General features: G+C 70.4%; 14 protein-coding genes. 8 read left to right on the forward strand and 6 right to left on the reverse strand.

The features are described 5' to 3' along the window. Window positions 1–207: 207 nt before the first annotated feature. Entirely contained in the window at window positions 208–747 is a 540-nt protein-coding gene (locus tag OG403_RS17495; protein WP_329565415.1) for a hypothetical protein, read from the reverse strand. Window positions 748–1,198: 451 nt separating this feature from the next. Between OG403_RS17495 and acs the strand changes: the two genes are divergently transcribed. Continuing rightward, complete coding sequence (gene acs / locus OG403_RS17500; RefSeq protein ID WP_329565416.1) at window positions 1,199–3,154, forward strand: acetate--CoA ligase; 1,956 nt, start codon at window positions 1,199–1,201, stop codon at window positions 3,152–3,154. Between the two features lie 172 nt (window positions 3,155–3,326). Here acs and OG403_RS17505 read toward each other — a convergent pair whose 3' ends face one another. Continuing rightward, window positions 3,327–4,751 (reverse strand): serine hydrolase domain-containing protein, encoded by a 1,425-nt coding sequence (locus OG403_RS17505; RefSeq protein WP_329565421.1) that lies wholly within the window; start codon window positions 4,749–4,751, stop codon window positions 3,327–3,329. Between the two features lie 855 nt (window positions 4,752–5,606). On the opposite strand from OG403_RS17505, the gene OG403_RS17510 reads away from it, so the two are divergent. The 6 genes from OG403_RS17510 to OG403_RS17535 all read left to right on the forward strand — a co-directional run bounded on the left by OG403_RS17510 (window position 5,607) and on the right by OG403_RS17535 (window position 11,546). Then, complete coding sequence (locus OG403_RS17510) at window positions 5,607–6,887, forward strand: sensor histidine kinase (protein WP_329565423.1); 1,281 nt, start codon at window positions 5,607–5,609, stop codon at window positions 6,885–6,887. 105 nt (window positions 6,888–6,992) lie between these two features. Beyond that, window positions 6,993–7,637 (forward strand): response regulator transcription factor, encoded by a 645-nt coding sequence (locus tag OG403_RS17515; RefSeq protein ID WP_329565425.1) that lies wholly within the window; start codon window positions 6,993–6,995, stop codon window positions 7,635–7,637. 338 nt (window positions 7,638–7,975) lie between these two features. Next, window positions 7,976–9,265, forward strand: coding sequence for a Na+/H+ antiporter NhaA (gene nhaA / locus OG403_RS17520; protein WP_329572342.1), 1,290 nt, complete (start codon window positions 7,976–7,978; stop codon window positions 9,263–9,265). A gap of 200 nt (window positions 9,266–9,465) precedes the next feature. Then, window positions 9,466–9,933, forward strand: a complete 468-nt coding sequence (locus OG403_RS17525) for a phage holin family protein (RefSeq protein ID WP_329565427.1) — start codon at window positions 9,466–9,468, stop codon at window positions 9,931–9,933. A gap of 150 nt (window positions 9,934–10,083) precedes the next feature. Further along, a complete protein-coding gene (locus OG403_RS17530; RefSeq protein WP_329565429.1) occupies window positions 10,084–11,139 on the forward strand; it encodes an alpha/beta fold hydrolase in 1,056 nt (351 codons plus the stop codon). A gap of 191 nt (window positions 11,140–11,330) precedes the next feature. After that, the gene (locus tag OG403_RS17535) at window positions 11,331–11,546 is read left to right on the forward strand and encodes a hypothetical protein (RefSeq protein ID WP_329565431.1); all 216 of its coding nucleotides are present in this window, start codon (window positions 11,331–11,333) and stop codon (window positions 11,544–11,546) included. Window positions 11,547–11,638: 92 nt separating this feature from the next. On the opposite strand, the gene OG403_RS17540 is transcribed toward OG403_RS17535, so the two are convergent. From OG403_RS17540 to nth, 4 genes are all read right to left on the reverse strand, one after another. Then, window positions 11,639–12,340: a metal-dependent hydrolase gene (locus OG403_RS17540; RefSeq protein ID WP_329565433.1), complete on the reverse strand. Its 702-nt coding sequence runs from the start codon at window positions 12,338–12,340 to the stop codon at window positions 11,639–11,641. A 227-nt stretch (window positions 12,341–12,567) separates the two neighbouring features. Beyond that, window positions 12,568–13,755 (reverse strand): MarP family serine protease, encoded by a 1,188-nt coding sequence (locus OG403_RS17545; RefSeq protein ID WP_329565435.1) that lies wholly within the window; start codon window positions 13,753–13,755, stop codon window positions 12,568–12,570. Between the two features lie 88 nt (window positions 13,756–13,843). After that, on the reverse strand, window positions 13,844–14,512 hold the full coding sequence (locus OG403_RS17550; RefSeq protein WP_329565437.1) for an NUDIX hydrolase: 669 nt from the start codon (window positions 14,510–14,512) through the stop codon (window positions 13,844–13,846). Then, a complete protein-coding gene (nth, locus tag OG403_RS17555; protein WP_329565438.1) occupies window positions 14,509–15,366 on the reverse strand; it encodes an endonuclease III in 858 nt (285 codons plus the stop codon). Before nth ends, OG403_RS17550 begins: the two co-directional genes overlap by 4 nt. Before the next feature lie 176 nt (window positions 15,367–15,542). On the opposite strand from nth, the gene OG403_RS17560 reads away from it, so the two are divergent. Beyond that, window positions 15,543–15,935 carry a PPOX class F420-dependent oxidoreductase gene (locus OG403_RS17560; protein WP_329565440.1) on the forward strand — a complete coding sequence of 131 codons (393 nt, stop codon included), beginning with the start codon at window positions 15,543–15,545 and terminating at the stop codon, window positions 15,933–15,935. Window positions 15,936–16,149: the final 214 nt, after the last annotated feature.

Below are 16,149 nucleotides of genomic sequence, written 5' to 3' on the forward strand. Positions count from 1 at the left end.
CAGGATGTGGGGGTCCATGTCAGTTAGTAAAGCTTCCTGACGTTAGGTCAGGATGGTGGCGCCGCCCCGAAGACCTGTCAAGGGTCCGCGCAGTCCCGTCCTCGGCAAGGGATTTGATCAGCACTGGCGCAGGAGCACTCGCCCGAAGGGCGCACGCAACGACACGGCCCCGGCATCGCGCCGGGGCCGCGGACTAAGCAGGTCGGATCAGCTGATCAGCCGGTAGAGGTCGGCCGGCGTGACGTAGCCGGGCCAGCGCCCGTCGCCGAAGAGGTGGATCCCGGCGTCCTGGTAGCACTGGTCGACCAACTGCGAGCAGATCTGGTGCCGCGTGTCGGCAACATAGCCCTTGAGCAGCGAACTGCCCGGCAGATGCACGCGGTGTGCGGCCAGCGCGGCGTAGTCGAGGAAGCTGTACGGCACCCGCAGACAGCCCCGTGCAGCAGCGACGATCTCCACTCGTTGATCGTTCGTCAGTTGGATGTGACCGCTGGACCAGCGAATCAGATGCGTGTCGTACTCGGCCAGTGGCGCCTGCCGAGCCCCACCGGGTTGAGCTTCTATCACCTCGTCATCACCGACCAGGACGAAGGCATGTTCGTAGTTGGCGAAGCCGTCTCCGTTGAGCCATTGACCCAAGCGGATCAGCCGACCGACCTCACCACCCATGCTCACCACGGCGAAGTCGCCAGGCCTCGGCAGCGGGATGGCAGTGGCAGGAGACGCAGTGGCAGGAGATTCCGACATGTCTCAACTCCCCGAGAGTGCCGCGCCAGCCGGCACCCCCATGACCGGACCATCGAGACCTCGGGCAGATGGCGGCGCTCTGAGCTGGTGTCTCCAGTGGAGTACCGGCACGGAGAAGCGTCAAGGTCCACCACCGAGCAAGTGCGTCGAACACGGCCGCCGCTGCCGCGGTCTCACGACACGCCACATCCGTGGGGCGGTCATGATGCTGGGAAATTCCCGCATGTCCGGCGGCAATCCCGCGCCACCCCGGCCCTGACGACGGCAAATTGATCAAAGGTCTACACCAATTTCTCGGGTCCCCTTGTCAAGCGACCTATTCGCCTGATGAGCTGTGCGCTGGGACAGACGGGACAATCCCTAGTCAAGGGACATCCCGCAGCACTGGTACTTCTCCCCGCGGGGCCCGTGAGGGGAAGCACTGTGAAACAGACTCGATGAGGAGTGTGCGTTGAGCAACGAGAGCCTGGCCAATCTGCTCAAGGAGGAGCGGCGCTTCGCCCCGCCCGCCGAGCTCGCCGCGGCCGCCAACGTCACCGCGTCCGCGTACGCGCAGGCTTCCGAGGACCGCCTCGGCTTCTGGGCCGAGCAGGCCCGCCGGCTCGACTGGGCCGTCGAACCGACCCAGACCCTGGACTGGTCCAACCCGCCCTTCGCCAAGTGGTTCGCCGACGGCAAGCTCAACGTGGCGTACAACTGCGTCGACCGCCACGTCGAGGCCGGCAACGGCGACCGGATCGCCATCCACTTCGAGGGCGAGCCCGGCGACGGCCGCTCGATCAGCTACGCCCAGCTCAAGGACGAGGTCTCGCAGGCCGCCAACGCGCTGCTGGAACTGGGCGTCGCCAAGGGCGACCGGGTGGCGATCTACCTGCCGATGATCCCCGAGGCGGTCGTCGCGATGCTCGCCTGCGCCCGGATCGGCGCCGCCCACTCCGTCGTCTTCGGCGGCTTCTCGGCCGACGCTGTCGCCTCCCGGATCCAGGACGCCGACGCCAAGCTGGTGATCACCGCCGACGGCGGCTACCGCCGCGGCAAGCCCTCCGCGCTCAAGCCCGCCATCGACGAGGCGCTGACCAAGTGCCCGCAGGTCGAGCACGTCCTGGTGGTGCGCCGCACCGGCCAGGAGATCACCTGGTCCGAGGGCCGGGACGTCTGGTGGCACGACATCACCCAGCGCCAGTCCACCGAGCACACCCCTGAGGCACACGAGGCGGAGCACCCGCTCTTCATCCTCTACACCTCCGGCACCACAGGGAAGCCCAAGGGCATCCTGCACACCTCCGGCGGCTACCTCACCCAGGCCGCCTACACCCACCACGCGGTCTTCGACCTCAAGCCCGCCACCGACGTCTACTGGTGCACCGCCGACATCGGCTGGGTCACCGGCCACTCCTACATCGTCTACGGCCCACTGGCCAACGGCGCCACCCAGGTCATCTACGAGGGCACCCCCGACACCCCCCACCAGGGCCGGTTCTGGGAGATCATCCAGAAGTACCGCGTCACCATCCTCTACACCGCCCCCACCGCGATCCGCACCTTCATGAAGTGGGGCGACGACATCCCGGCGAAGTTCGACCTGTCCTCGCTGCGGATCCTGGGCAGCGTCGGCGAACCGATCAACCCCGAGGCCTGGATCTGGTACCGCGAGCACATCGGCGCCGGCCGCACCCCGATCGTCGACACCTGGTGGCAGACCGAGACCGGCGCCATGATGATCAGCCCCCTGCCCGGCGTCACCGAGACCAAGCCCGGCTCCGCCCAGCGCGCCCTACCCGGCATCTCGGCCACCGTCGTCGACGACGAGGCCAACGAGGTCCCCAACGGCTCCGGCGGCTACCTCGTCCTCACCGAACCGTGGCCGTCCATGCTGCGCACCATCTGGGGCGACGACCAGCGCTACATCGACACCTACTGGTCACGCTTCCCCGGCCGCTACTTCGCCGGCGACGGCGCCAAGAAGGACGAGGACGGCGACATCTGGCTGCTCGGCCGAGTGGACGACGTCATGCTCGTCTCCGGCCACAACATCTCGACCACCGAGGTGGAGTCCGCCCTGGTCGGCCACCCGGCCGTCGCCGAGTCCGCCGTGGTCGGCGCCAGCGACCCCACCACCGGCCAGGCGATCGTCGCGTTCGTCATCCTGCGCGGCACCGCCACCGACAGCGAGGAACTGGTCGCCGACCTGCGCGACCACGTCTCCAGGACGCTGGGCCCGATCGCCAAGCCCAAGCAGATCAAGGTGGTCAGCGAACTGCCCAAGACCCGCTCCGGCAAGATCATGCGCCGCCTGCTGCGCGACATCGCCGAAGGCCGCGAGGTCGGCGACACCACCACCCTCGCCGACTCCTCCGTGATGAACCTGATCCAGTCCCAGCTGCCGGCCACCCCGAGCGAGGGCTGATCCACCGAGGCCCTGGTACCACGGGGCCACACGGTTGAGGGCCTCCCCCGCGTGCTGCGAGGGAGGCCCTCAACCGTGGCGCCGGTCAGGCTCACCGGTCACCACGGGCGGGCGGGTGCCGCGTGACCGGACGCGTCACCGACAGCCCGACGGCACACGGGCCGACCCGGGGTCAGCGGAACAGCTGATCCGCGGCGAGCCCGTGCAGCGTCTCCTGAGCTGTCCGCAGGAACTGACGGCGCCGGGTCGGCGGCGAGCTGACCAGGGCGACCAGACCAGTGGCGGCCTTCGGGTTGAAGCCCGCGAAGGCGATGAAACCGCGGGTGCCGCCCTCGTGGAAGAACAGCTCCTGGACCTCCCGGTCCGGTGCCCGGTGGCCGTCGTTCCCAGCACGACCGTTCGGCCGAGCACTGCCGCCCTCGCCACCGCCCCGCAGAACAGCGGTGTTCCGAGTACCGCTGTCCCGAGCAGCGGGTGCACGGGAGCCGGTTCGCCGAGCGGTCGCCTCGTGCACCGCCTCCTCCGTCCAATCGGCCTCGGTCCGGTCGGCCTGCCGCGGCCGGTTCCGGACCGCCGGGGCCCACGGTGCGGCCAGGCCGCCCAGCGTGTCCGCCGCGCTGTCAGCTCGGCGCCTGGCGGCCGCCTCGGTGCGCTCCGCGTCCCGTCCCGGCTCAGCGGGCAGCAGCTCGATCGGGCGCTGCTTCCACCCCAGACAGATCCGAGTGCCGGCCAGCCGCCAGGCCACCCGTGGACGGCGGACCTCGCCGAGCGCGGTCCGCAGTGTGGACCCCGTACTCTCGGCGGCACCGTCCACCACCAGCGCCTGCAGATAGCGGAGCATGTCGTCGGCGCTGGAGCGCAGCGCGGCGGCGCCTGGCAGCGCCGGTATACGGAACGACGGAACCCACCGGCCGCGGCGGTAGTCGCTGCCGATCTGGCCGCCGGGGTCACAGGACGTGTCGAGCAATCCCAGCGGACCGCAGACCCGGCTGGCGAGCAGATCCTCGTACCGAGTACCGGCTGCGTTCTCCAGCAGCAGGCCGAGCAGGCCGCAGCCGAGGCTGGAGTAGCGCACCTGCGTCCCCGGTGTGCCGCGCACCGGCGTGCGGGCCAGCGAGCGCAGCAGATGGGCCTCCCCGAAGGTCGCGCAGGGCCGGGTGAACCACTGCGGGGTGGTGCTCGGCAGCAGGCCGACCGGCAGTCGCGGCAGGCCCGAGGTGTGCGTGGCCAGGTGCAGCAGGGTGATCGGGCGCTGCGTGGGGTACCCGGGGACGGCACCGGCCGGCAGATACCTGTCGATCGGATCGTCGTACCGAACCTCGCCCCGGGCGGCCATCTCGGCGAGCAGCAACGCGGTGAACGTCTTGGTGATGGAACCGAGTTCGAACCTGGTGTCGGCCCTGACCGGACGCAGCGCCGCGGGGTCGGTGTAGCCGCGGCAGGCGACCGTACGCTGGTCGCCCTGGACCACCGCGACGGCGACGCCGCTGTGCGGCGGCAGACCCTGGAAGAGCGGGCGCAGCCGGCGTTCGATCCGAAGGGCGTCGTCCGCGGCGAGTTCCAGGCCGACCGGTGTGCGAGCCGCGGCAAGGCGCACAACCGGCCCTGCGGGTGCGCCGAACCGGCTCGATGCCACCCGGCGGGCGGCAATGGTGAGCGGGACGGGCGGGACGGGGAGCACCGGAAGGGCAGTTGATCCTGCGGGCAGTGCCGCCAACGCGGGCCGCGACGCGCTGTCGGGCACGGCCTCTGGGGTCGGCAGGAGCGATGAACCGGTCGGGGAGGGCGGAACGCTGGGCCGCGAGGGCACCGACGGCGGGGTCGGCACCGGTGCGCGCCCGGCCTGCGATAACAGAGGGGGCGCGCTCTGCGCGCCCTCACCTCCCGCTGCTGGGTACGGCACGGCGGCACGGCCGGACGGCACCGCGGCGGCGGGCCCGACCGAATCGGCCGGTTCCTGAACGGACATGGTGTTGCCTCCGAATGGAGTCGACTCTTCGGCCGCAACTAGGGGCGGCACGTTGAAATGACGATAAGTTCGCCCACGGTCCGCCGCATGTGCTCAACGCCTTTCGAGCAGCGGAAGTCGACGCCCGGACCGGCTGCGAAACACCGCCACTCGGTCAGCACGATCCGGCGTTCGTGCTATCACGAGTCCGGAACAGGGGTGCCAGCACGCAGCGAAGACGGGTGCCAGCGCCCGTGCGCGAAGGCACCCGGATTCGTCACTCTGTTGCCATGAAGACAACACGCAGAGCAATCGCCAGCACGATCGCCACGATGGGCAGCAGCCACGCCGCCAGTACGGTTTGCCGCACGCCGTCCAGCACGCTCAACGGCTCTCCGGGGAGCTTCCCGATACCCGTGGCCTGCGCCGTCACACTGCCGACGGTCGCGGGCCCCTCGTTCAAAAGACGCGACGTGTGAGATCGCGATGATCCACACTGGCCGGATGGCATCGGGGACCATAATGCGCGAACATCTGACAGCACGTTCCTGGCGTGAGCGGCTCTACTCGCTGCTCAGCCTGCCGTTGGCGGCCCTCGGGCTCGCTGCGGTGGTGCTCACAACCATCCTAGGCCTGCTCTCCGCCGGGCTCCTCTTCCTCCCGATGCTGGCGCTGAGCCTTCGGGGCGACCGGGCCCTGGGCTCTCTCTACCGATCGCTGGCCCGCAGTCTGCTGCGGCTGGAGATCGCGGCACCGCCTCCTCCGCCGCGCGCTCCTGGCCTCTCCGGCCTGATGGGACAGCACCTGGGCGATCCCGCTGCCTGGCGGGTCTGCCTCTACCTCCTCATTCGCATCCCACTGGGGGTTCTCCAGTTCACCCTCGGCTTCCTCTGGTGGGCCTACGGCCTCCTCTTCCTCTGCTACCCGCTGCTCTGGAAGCTGGAGCCACTGCACGGAGTCGACAGCGCCGGCGTCGCCCACAGCTTCGGCTTGGAGATCGCGGGCTTCTACTTCGACACCTGGCCGCGCGCGCTGGTGGTCGTGGCGGCCGGCGTCCTGATCCTGGTGGCCTCGCCCTGGCCAAGTCGCGTGCCACTGCTCGCCGATCGCTTTCTGATGCCCCGTCTGCTCGGCCCGAGCTCCGCCTCGGTCCGCCTGGCCCAGCTCACCGAGACCAGGGAACACGCCATCAACGAGGCGGCGACGACGCTGCGTCGGATCGAGCGCGATCTGCACGACGGGGCCCAGGCCCGACTGGTAGCCCTGGGGATGCGGTTGGGCCGAGCCGAGCGGCAGCTGACCCAGGGGAACCTCGAGCAGTGCCGATCCTTGATTCGAGAATCACGACAAGAGACCAAGGAGATCATCAGCGAGCTGCGCGAGTTGGTGAGCGGCATCCACCCACCCGCGCTGGACGCCGGATTGGGCCCCGCACTGACCACGCTCGCCGCCCGCTCGGCCATTCCGACCCAGGTCGAACTGGACCTGCCGGAACGGCCATCGGCCGCCGTCGAGACCATGCTGTACTTCGCCGCGGCGGAGCTACTGGCCAATGCCGGCAAGCACAGTGAGGCCCAGTCGGTGACCGTGTCGGTCCGCACGGCGCGGGGACGGCTGAGCCTGCTGGTGAGCGACAACGGAAAGGGAGGAGTGCAACTGGACGGATCCGGCAGCGGGCTGCGCGGGCTCGCCGAACGGGTCCGGGTCGCCGACGGGGTCTTGACCGCAACCAGCCCGATCGGCGGGCCGACGACGATCTCGATCGAGCTGCCGGCGCCGTCCTGAGCCGATCGATGTCGCCCGCTCCTGGTTGCACAGCCACCCAGCCTGGGAGCATCGGGAAGATCGACATCAGAGAATCAACAGACGCGGCGAAGGGGCACTCGGACGATGCGGGTGGTAGTGGCTGAGGACACCGCGATCCTGCGGGCCGGACTGGTTCAGTTGTTGGAGGAGGAGGGGTACCTGGTCGTGGCGGCGGTTCCGGACGCCGAGCAGCTGCGGGCTGCGGTGCTCACACACGGTCCGGACCTGGTGGTCTCCGACATTCGGATGCCGCCCACCCACACCGACGAGGGCCTGCGCGCCGTGATCGACCTGCGGACGGCCAATCCCGCGCTGGCGGTCCTCATCTTCTCCCAGTACGTGGAGACGCAGTACGCCACCCGGCTGCTGGCCAGCGGTTCGGCCGGTGTGGGGTATCTGCTCAAGGAACGGGTCCTGGACGCACAGGACTTCATCGACGCATTGGAGCGAGTGGCGGCGGGTGGCACCGCGCTCGATCCCGAAGTGGTCAACCAGTTGATGGGCGCCAGCCCGACGCGCAAAACGGTCAGCGAGCTCAGCCCCCGAGAACGGGAGGTCCTCGCGCTGATGGCGGAGGGCCGGTCGAACGCCGCGATCGCAGTGGCGTTGGTGGTGACGGAGCGCGCCATCGAGAAGCACGTGGCCAATATCTTCCTGAAGCTCGACCTGCCGGTCTCGGCAGCAGACCATCGACGCGTGCTGGCCGTCCTGCGCTTCCTGGGAGCCTGACGGCAGCTCAACCGAGTGGGGGCCGCGGCCATGGGTAGCGCGGGTGCTCCGGCAGCTCGGCAGACGCCGAGAGAAAAGCGCACATAAAATACGACAAAACGGATATCGACCCTCGACGCCCCGTAGACTGTCAAAGTCGCAACAAGATCGGCGACAGTTCTTCGAGGCGCGCCGGGAAGTCTGGTCGGCACCGCACCACCGGTGTATCCGCATGTCCTTCCCGCGCCCTGGAGGTCTCTCGCGTGGCCAGCCCGCCGCCCCATGACCACTCGTCTGACCAACCCGCTCAGCACCGGCCGCCGAGCGACCCGGCCCAGCAACCGCGCCAGTTCCTCGGCCTGCTCCCGCTGCCCGAGCGGCGCTACCTGGCCGAAGCCCTGCGTACCGAGACCGTCGGCGGTGTCCTGCTCCTGCTTGCCGCGGTCACGGCACTCATCTGGGCGAACAGCTGGCCACACTCTTATGAGAGCGTCCTCCACTACACCATCGGGCCTTCGACACCACTGCACCTGCACCTGTCGTTGGAGACCTGGGCCAACGACGGGCTGCTGACCATCTTCTTCTTCGTCGCGGGGATCGAGCTCAAGCGTGAGTTCGTCGCCGGCGAGCTGCGTACACCCAGCGCCGCGGTGCTGCCGGTGGTCGCCGCCATCTGCGGGGTGGCACTGCCCGCGATCGTCTTCGCCGTGGCCAACAGCGGACCGGGCGGACATCCCGGCGGCTGGGCGATCCCGACCGCCACGGACATCGCCTTCGCCCTCGGGGTGCTGGCCGTGGTGAGCAGTCACCTGCCTTCCGCGCTGCGGGCATTCCTGCTGACGCTGGCCGTGGTGGACGACCTGATCGCCATCCTGATCATCGCGGTCTTCTACAGCTCCGGCATCAAGTTCTGGGCGCTGGGGCTCTCGCTGGCGGGCCTGGTGCTGTTCTGGTTCCTGCACCGGCGGGGAGTGCACGGCTGGTACCTGTTCGTCCCGCTGGCCGTGGTCATCTGGGCGCTGATGCACGAGAGCGGGGTGCATCCGACGGTGGCGGGGGTGGCGATGGGCCTGATGCTGCGCTGCCACCTCGAGGGCGATGAGACGCACTCCCCCGGTGAGCACATCGAGCATCTGGTCCGACCGCTCTCGGCCGGGGTGGCGGTACCGGTCTTCGCGCTCTTCGCGGCGGGCGTCACGGTCTCACCCTCGGCGATCAAGGAGGTCTTCACCCAGGCGATGCCACTGGGCATCGTGCTCGGCCTGCTGCTGGGCAAGACCGTGGGAATCTTCGGCGGAACCTGGTTGGCCGCCAGATTCACTAGAGCCGAACTCAATCCCCAGCTCACTTGGGCCGATCTGTTCGCACTGTCCACGCTGGCGGGCATCGGTTTCACGGTCTCCCTGCTGATCAGCGAGCTGGCCTTCACCGACCACCCCGAGCTTGCCGACCGGGCCAAGGCAGCCGTGCTGATCGGTTCGCTGCTCTGCGCGGTGGTGGCGACCGTCCTGCTCAAGCTGCGCAACCGGCACTACCGGCAGCTCTGCGAGGCGGAGGAGCTCGACAGCGACGGGGACGGGATCCCGGACGTCTACCAGCAGGACGCCCCTTCCTGGCCTGGTCACCGGCCGATCGAGAGGCGAGCATGATGAGATGGCTCACGGTCGGCGCTGCCGGGCTGGTCAACGATGACAGGCCTCGGCACTGTCCTGCGGCGGCGCGGCGCTCCTGTCCCGCGGCTGCGGGCGGGTGACACACCGTCCGCCGCGGGTGGCCCGAAGTGGTGCCTGACTGGCCGGTAGGGGCATGATTCTGAGCTGTCCGGAATCTCAGCAGAGGAGAAGACCAGATGTCCGCAGGAACCGCAGGTCCGTCCGGCAGCTCCCGGGTGCCCTACGAGGGCGAGCGCTCGGTCGGGCAGCTGTTCGCCGCGGCCACGGCTGACCTGTCGGCCCTGGTGCACGACGAGATCGCGCTGGCGAAAGCCGAGATCCGACAGGACGTCAAGCGCGGGGTGGCGGGCAGCGTCTCGGTCGTGGTGGCCGGCGTCATCGCGCTGGCGTCGATCCCGATGTTCAGCTTCGCGGCGGCCTACCTGCTGAAGTACTGGGGCCTGCCGCTGAGCGCCTCGTTCGCGGTCGTCGGCGGCGCCTACGTCCTGCTGGCCGCGGTCCTGGGCCTGCTGGCCTGGCGGTCCTTCAAGAAGATCGAGCCGCCGCACCGCACCATCGAGGGCGCCCAGGCGACCGCCGAGGTGCTGAAGAACGCCCGCCCCCGGCCGGCCACGGCGGAAGAGCTCGCGGCCCTGGAGCGCTGACCGGGCGTCGGACGCGCGCTGCGGCACCGGCCGACGGTGTCCGAAAGCGGCCCGCATGTGGCTGACACGCACGGGTATCCGTCGAAGTCCGCACTAGCCCGTACGAGTGCCGGGGCCGTGTTCCCCGCCTGGATGTGAAACGCTCTCGGTATGCCGCTCGACCAGACGCCCGTTCCGTCCACCACCGCAGGACCGCACTTGGGTTCGAAGCCCGAGGAGACCGGGGAGACCGGAGCGCCCCGGTACCCGGGCACGCCCGAGCGGCCGGCCCCCTCGGGCGCTTCGCCGATCGGTGGGCGGGCGGCTGGTTGGAACGTCCGTACGGCAGGCCCGTGGTCGCACCGCGATCTGGCCGCCAACGGAGCCCGGTTCCACATCGCGGAGCAGGGCGAGGGACCGCTGGTCCTGCTGGTGCACGGCTGGCCGCAGTACTGGTGGGCCTGGCGGCACCAGATGGCCGCACTGGCCGAGGCCGGATTCCGTGCGGTCGCCCTGGACCTGCGCGGTACGGGCGGCAGCGACCGCACCCCGCGCGGCTATGACCCGACCAATCTGGCGCTCGACATCACCGGGGTGATCAGGTCGCTGGGCGAGCACAGCGCCCATCTGGTCGGACACGACATCGGCGGCTCGCTCTCCTGGGTCGCCGCGGTGATGCGGCCCTCGGTGATCCAGAGCCTGACCGTGGTCTCGGCCGCCCACCCCCGGCACCTGCGCCGGGCCCTGCTGCGGGACCGCCGGCAGGTAGCCGCCTACGATCACGTGCTCGGCTTCCAGCGGCCCTGGATACCGGAGCGCCGACTGGTCGCCGACGACGCCGAGCAGATCGGGGACTACCTCACCGCGTGGACCGGCCCGAACCAGTTGGACGCCGAGGCGGTGGCGAACTACCGCAAGGCGATCCAGATCCCGAGCACCGCCCACTGCTCGATCGAGCCGTACCGCTGGCTGGTCCGTTCGATGGGCCGCCCGGACGGCATCCAGTTCGCCCGCCGGATGAAGAAGCCGGTGACCGCGCCGACGCTGCACATCCAGGGCGCGGCCGACCCGGTGCTGCTCGCCCGCACCGCGCTCGGCGCGGGCGAGTACGTGGCCGCGCCGTACCGCTGGCGGCTGCTTCCCGGCGTGGGCCACTTCCCGCACGAGGAGGCACCGGAGGAGTTCAGCGCCGAGCTGGTCTCCTGGGTCCGCGAGCACAAGCGGTAGGGCAGGCACCCCGGCGGCCGCCCGGACTGCCGCCCGCACCGGCGACCGGACCACCACCCGGAACCGCGGGCTCCGATCCCGGCGTCTCAATCGATATGACGAGATGTCGCATGCCGCGGGCATAGTCCGGTTCGTCCCAACGAAGGTGGTTACCTCCGCGGGCTCAGGGGCATCCATCCTGCATGACCTGGATGCCCGATCGAACCGCCGCACCTCGCGGACGACGTGTCAGCCGCAGCTCGCAGAACACCTCGCAGAGCACCACGCACTCGAACCCCGCGCCCCACCAGAGCGAGTGGGCGAGCGAGTCGCCGTACCCGGCCACCGAGCCACATCCCCTGGGTATCCCGCGCATCCTCGGCCGCCGTGCCCGCTGGGTCGGCGCCCGGCTGCGCCGCGAGGCCTGAGCCGCGCACTCCCCCAGCACCTGGAACCAGTACCCGAAACGCCGAGGTCCGCGCGGTGATGGTGCCGCGCGGACCTGGGAACGGGTGGGTCGTCAGCTGATGACCGCAGGCTCGACCGCCGTGAACCAGAGCAGCGCGAAGGTCGCGACCGTCATGATCGGGACCAGCACCTTGGTCTCCACGTCGTTGCCACTGCGCTTGATCAGCACGATCTCGTAGCGCTGCTTGTGCGGCCAGAGCCACGGCGCACCCATCTTGGTGAGGCTGTCACCCAGCAGGTGGGCCAGGGCGCCGAGGGCGACCGCGTACGGCAGCCAGCCCGGCGCGGCGGGCATCCACCTGTCCAGCACGAAGGTGCCCACGGCCGAGAGCCCGAGCACGCTGAGCCAGGTGGTGTGCCCCTCGCCCGGCACGTGGAGCCGCAGCGCCTTCACCGCGAGGGCGAGCAGGAAGAAGGTCATGCCGAGGGTGAACGGGCGGCCCAGGTAGGTGACGCCGGCCCAGGTGCCGCCGCCCACCAGGGCGACGAAGAGCAGCGAGTGGGTGGCGTGCCGGTGACCGCCCGAGATCCAGGCCACGAAGCGGCAGAGCAGCTTGGAGACCGGGCCGAGGAAGTTGGCGATCGTCCCGTCGTGGTGGTCCAGGTCGGGCAGCAGCGCGGCACCGGCGCAGAGCACGGTGCCGAGCAGGATGTCGGCCGGCTTCAGGTGGGTGTGCAGCAACAGCGGCGGCAGAAACGGCGCGGAGGCCGCGTACAGCATCGCGCCGCTGACCGCGTGCGAGTGACCCATCATGGCCGATTACTCCTTCTTACGTGGCGCCGGCTGTACTGCCGGCCGGGCCCGTACCAGCCTGACTGCGCCGAACGGGTGAGCGCCGCCGACGCTATCAGGCGGAACTGACGGTTCGACGGATCGTGTCCAGGTCAGCGGGGGTAAGCAGACGCGGCGTCAGCCGGAGCCGACGCCGCGTCAGGAGTATGGAGGGAAGGGGCGGAGGGGGAGTTCCCGGGGCGGAGCGGTCAGAGCGCGCAGCCCTGGGTGTCCGCCTGGGTGCTGTCGGTGGCTCCGGCGACCGCGTCCGGTTTCACCTCGGCGGCGGTCAACGCGTAGCCGGTGTCGGCACTGTCCAGTGACTTGGCGAAGACCACGCCGTACACCTCACCGTCCGGGGTGAGCAGCGGACCGCCGCTGTTGCCCTGGCGGACCAGCGAGCGGATCGAGTAGACGTCCCGGACCACCTGGCCGCGGTGGTAGATGTCCGGGCCGTTGGCCTGGATGTCTCCCCGGATCCGGGCGGGCTGGACATCGAACGGCCCGTTCTCCGGGAACCCGGCCACGATCGCGCTGTCGTTGGTCTTGGCCTCGCCGGCGAAGGCCAGCGGCGGGGCGTTGAGCTTGGGCACCTCGAGGATCGCGATGTCCCGCTGCCAGTCGTAGCGGACCACGGTGGCGTCGTAGAGCGGGCCGGTCCCGCCGATCTGCACGGTCGGCTCGTCGACGCCGCCGACCACGTGGGCGTTGGTCATCACCCGGTGCGGCGCGAAGACGAAGCCGCTGCCCTCCAGCGTCTTGCCGCAGGAGGGGGCGGTGCCCACCACCTTGACCAGGCTCTGCCGGGCCTTGGCCAGCGCGGGGCTGCCGGCCAGCGCCGGATCCGGCGGCTGGACGTCGGTGATCGGCTCGTGCTCGAAGGGGTTGAAGACCTGCGGGAAGCCGTTCTGCGAGAGCACCTTGCTGAAGTCGGAGAACCAGTTCGGCGCGTCGGCCGGCAGCGCCTGCTGGACCCCGCCGAGCACCCGGGAGGTCCTGACCTGCTTGGAGACCGTGGGCATCGAGGTCCCGGCCAGCGCCGAACCGATCAGCCAGGCGACCAGCAGCATCGACAGCACGTTCACCACCGAGCCGCCGAGCGCGTCCAGCACCTTGGCGGGACCGCGCTCGCCGATCCGGCCGCGCAGCTTCCACCCCAGCTGGGTGGTGGCGGCCTGGCCGACCGCCGCGAAGACGATCACCACGACCACCGCCACCACCGAGGCGGTGGTCCCCGGGCTGAGGTGGCTGAGCAGCAGCGGCAGCAGTTGCACCGCGATCAGGCCGCCCCCGAGGAAGCCCAGCACGGAGAGGATGCCCACCACGAAGCCCTGCCGGTACCCGGACACGGCGAAGCCGATCGCGGCGGCGAGCAGCAGCAGATCGAGCACGTTCACCGGGCCACCCTCCCATGGATGTCGGACCGCACAGCAGCGGACCCGGCCGCCGGCCCCGGGGCGCGGCGCTGCGCGAGGTCCGGCCGCCTCACGGCATGGCGATCAGGCGGGAGCCGTCCCAGGGCAGCTCGAGCCCGCTGTGGTGCAGTACCCGGTCGATCACCCCGGCCGTGAAGCCCCACACCACATGACCGGCGACCGCGAAGGCCGGCCCGCTGAACCCCGACGGGTGCCGGTAGCGACCCCGGTTCGCCGGGTCGGCGAGCTCGGCGAGCGGGACCCGGAAGACCGCGCCGGTCTCCCCCGGGTCCACCGGCGCCACCGGGCTCTCCTCACGCCACCACCCCAGTACCGGGGTCACCACGAAGTCGCTGACCGGGATGTAGAGCGCGGGCAGCGTGGCGAAGACCTGCACCCCGCCCGGGTCGAGACCGGTCTCCTCCTCGGCCTCGCGCAACGCGGCGGCCACCGGTCCCGAGCCGTGCGGGTCACCGTCCACCGCGTCCAGCGACCCGCCGGGGAAGGAGATCTGACCGGCGTGCGAGCGCAGTGCTTTGGAGCGCTCGGTCAGCAGCAGGTCCGGGCCGCCCGCCCCCTCGCCGAAGAGCAGCAGGACGGCGGAGCGCCGGCCGCCCTCGGCGGGCGGCAGGAAGCGGCTGAGCTGCTCGGGGCGGACCGTCTCGGCCGCCGCCCGGACCGGCAGCAGCCAGTCGGGCAGGCCGTCGCGGACGATCGCGGTCGGCGCGCTGCTCGTCACTCGGTCACCTCGTTCGCGCCCTGGACGCCGTCACCCGTCGCGGGCTGCGCGGGCGCGCCCGGGTAGTCGGCCGGCGGGCGCAGGCGCTGGCCCGGTCGGCCGCCCAGCTCGTACTTCAGCAGCGCGGCCGCCTTCTCCGGGTCCACCTCGCCGACACCGTAGGAGGGGCAGAGCGGCGCGATCGGGCAGGCGCCGCAGGCGGGCTTGCGGGCGTGGCAGATCCGCCGGCCGTGGAAGACCACGCGGTGCGAGAGCATGGTCCACTCCGACTTCGGGAAGATCGCCGCGACGGCCGCCTCGACCGCCACCGGGTCCTCCTCGGTGGTCCACCCGAAGCGCCGGGCGAGCCGCCCGAAGTGGGTGTCCACGGTGATCCCCGGCACGCCGTAGGCGTTGCCCAGCACCACGTTGCCGGTCTTGCGCCCCACCCCGGGCAGCGTGACCATCTCCTCCAGGGTTCTCGGCACCTCGCCGCCGAAGTTGTCCCGCAGCGCGATCGACAGCCCGATCAGCGCCTTCGCCTTGTTCCGGAAGAAGCCGGTCGGCCGGATGATCTCCTCCAGCTCGTCCGGCACCGCCGCCGCCAGGTCGGCCGGGGTCGGGTACTTCGCGAACAGCGCCGGGGTCGTCTGGTTCACCCGCAGGTCGGTCGTCTGCGCCGACAACACGGTGGCCACCAGCAGTTGGAACGGCGACTCGAAGTCCAGCTCCGGATGCGCGTACGGGTACAGCTCCGCCAACTCGCGGTTGATCTTCCGGGCTCGGCGGACCATCGCCAGCTGCGACTCCGGCTTCTTCGGCTTCGCGACCGTCCGCACCCCGGACGCCGCCTGCCGGACCTTGCTCTCTGCCATGCACGCAGGCTACGCCGGACGCGTAGCCGTATGTGGCGGAGTCCGCAACTGCTGACCGGTCCGGGTCCGCCCATCCGGGCGCCGCCGCAGGTCCGTTCGGCCCGGCCCGTAGGCTGCGCCACAACCCTGCCGAGCCGGTCGGCCCGCGCAGCCTTCGACCCGATCGGGAGACCCCTGTGACCCTGCCCGAGGAACTGCTGACGCTGCTGCGTTCGGCGAGCACCTGCTACCTGGCCACCTCGATGGCCGACGGCTCACCACAGGTGACCCAGACCTGGGTCGACACCGACGGTGAGCACGTGCTGATCAACAGCGTCCAGAGCCATCTGAAGACCCGGAACGTCGCCCGCGATCCGCGGGTGGCCGTCGCCATCTCGCACCCGGACAACCCCTCTCGCTACTTCCAGGTGCGCGGCCGGGTCCGCGAGGTCACCACCGACGGTGCGGTCGACCACATCGAGCAGCTCGCCCAGCGCTACCTGGGCACGGCGTACCCCTGGTACGGCGGTCGCGACCAGGTGCGCGTGATCTTCGTCATCGAGCCGGAGAAGATCAGCAGCATGGGGTAGGGCCGCCGAAGCAGCTCCCGGCCACCCGGGCGTGGGGCGGCCGGGAGAGGTGACCGATGAGTAGCCGATGCGTACGGATGGCCGTGTATCGGGCTCCAGAGCGCACCCCCTCCTCATATGATCGGAGCGACATGCGCCATGCTTGGTGATGAAGAGCACTGTTCCTCCATCGCCGGAGATCAACGGGGATCGATCGAAGATCGCCGGAGACCGC

It is taken from the genome of Kitasatospora sp. NBC_01266 (assembly GCF_036242395.1).
GTDB lineage: Bacteria > Actinomycetota > Actinomycetes > Streptomycetales > Streptomycetaceae > Kitasatospora.

Excerpts from the sequence above, each read along its gene's own strand:
- OG403_RS17535 (WP_329565431.1), top strand. The coding sequence starts at position 11,331 with ATGCCCGATCGAACCGCCGCACCTCGCGGACGACGTGTCAGCCGCAGC.
- OG403_RS17525 (WP_329565427.1), top strand. The coding sequence starts at position 9,466 with ATGTCCGCAGGAACCGCAGGTCCGTCCGGCAGCTCCCGGGTGCCCTAC.
- OG403_RS17515 (WP_329565425.1), top strand. The coding sequence starts at position 6,993 with ATGCGGGTGGTAGTGGCTGAGGACACCGCGATCCTGCGGGCCGGACTG.
- OG403_RS17510 (WP_329565423.1), top strand. The coding sequence starts at position 5,607 with ATGGCATCGGGGACCATAATGCGCGAACATCTGACAGCACGTTCCTGG.
- OG403_RS17530 (WP_329565429.1), top strand. The coding sequence starts at position 10,084 with ATGCCGCTCGACCAGACGCCCGTTCCGTCCACCACCGCAGGACCGCAC.
- nth (WP_329565438.1), bottom strand. The coding sequence starts at position 15,366 with ATGGCAGAGAGCAAGGTCCGGCAGGCGGCGTCCGGGGTGCGGACGGTC.
- OG403_RS17495 (WP_329565415.1), bottom strand. The coding sequence starts at position 747 with ATGTCGGAATCTCCTGCCACTGCGTCTCCTGCCACTGCCATCCCGCTG.
- OG403_RS17540 (WP_329565433.1), bottom strand. The coding sequence starts at position 12,340 with ATGATGGGTCACTCGCACGCGGTCAGCGGCGCGATGCTGTACGCGGCC.